Origin of the sequence: Jingyaoa shaoxingensis (assembly GCF_014385005.1) — a bacterium.
Classification (GTDB): Bacteria; Bacillota; Clostridia; order Lachnospirales; family Lachnospiraceae; genus Marvinbryantia; species Marvinbryantia shaoxingensis.
Genome location: NZ_JACRSZ010000065.1, coordinates 1 through 791, shown reverse-complemented (window position 1 = coordinate 791; position 791 = coordinate 1). Strand labels below are relative to the sequence as shown.

At 45.3% G+C, this 791-nt stretch carries 2 protein-coding genes; both read right to left on the bottom strand.

Going from position 1 to position 791, the window contains the following annotated elements:
- Positions 1–37: 37 nt before the first annotated feature.
- Positions 38–382 carry an IS66 family insertion sequence element accessory protein TnpB gene (gene tnpB / locus H8716_RS17500; RefSeq protein ID WP_009246070.1) on the bottom strand — a complete coding sequence of 115 codons (345 nt, stop codon included), beginning with the start codon at positions 380–382 and terminating at the stop codon, positions 38–40.
- A complete protein-coding gene (tnpA, locus tag H8716_RS17495) occupies positions 376–789 on the bottom strand; it encodes an IS66 family insertion sequence element accessory protein TnpA (RefSeq protein WP_249310234.1) in 414 nt (137 codons plus the stop codon). Before tnpA ends, tnpB begins: the two co-directional genes overlap by 7 nt.
- Between the last annotated feature and the right edge of the window lie 2 nt (positions 790–791).

Here is a 791-nt window from a genome sequence, read left to right as displayed (position 1 = left end):
CTCCGTTTCTGTTGGCTGGCATAGATGTTTTACGCGATCATTCCGTAGGCTTGAATGCCTTTGGTTGTTCGATTTCAAGCCCGGACATGAGCCAGTCGAATTGCTGCCAGGTCAATTGTTTTACTTCCAACTGATTTCTGGGCCAGCGGAATCTGCCCTGGACTTCCATACGTTTATACAGCAGCACAAATCCGTCAGATTCCCAGAGCAAAGCTTTGATCCTGTCACAACGTTTTCCACAGAAAAGATACAGGGCACTTCGCCTTGGATCCATATGGAGTTGATCCTCTACAATAGCACACAGCCCGTCAATGGATTTCCGCATATCCGTTCTGCCTGTTACGATATAGATTTCATCGGCGGCTGTGATATCCCCTAACATTCCAACTCCTTCACAATGCGAAGCGTTTGAGCCAGAAGCTGAGGATCTGTTCCATTTGGTATTGTTAGATGAAAGCTTCCTACAGACAGCTTCATTGGCTCTGCTACAGAAAGGTTATTTCTTTCCGTAGATGCCGGAATTATATTTAATGACTGTTCATAAGGAATCGGGTCAGTATCATGAAAATCCACTCTGACAACTTCCTGGCTTTCTGGTGCACGATAGGTGCTTCCAGTTGACGCCGGCAAATCCACACAACCTTTCTGACGCAGTCTTTTTACCCAGTTGTAAAAAGTTCCTGGCTTGATATCATGTTCCACACACCATTGATGATCTGTCAATCCACTTTGACGGCATTCCATGATGAGACGGTATTGTTCTTCAGCAGGTATTCTTTTGCTTCTCATGA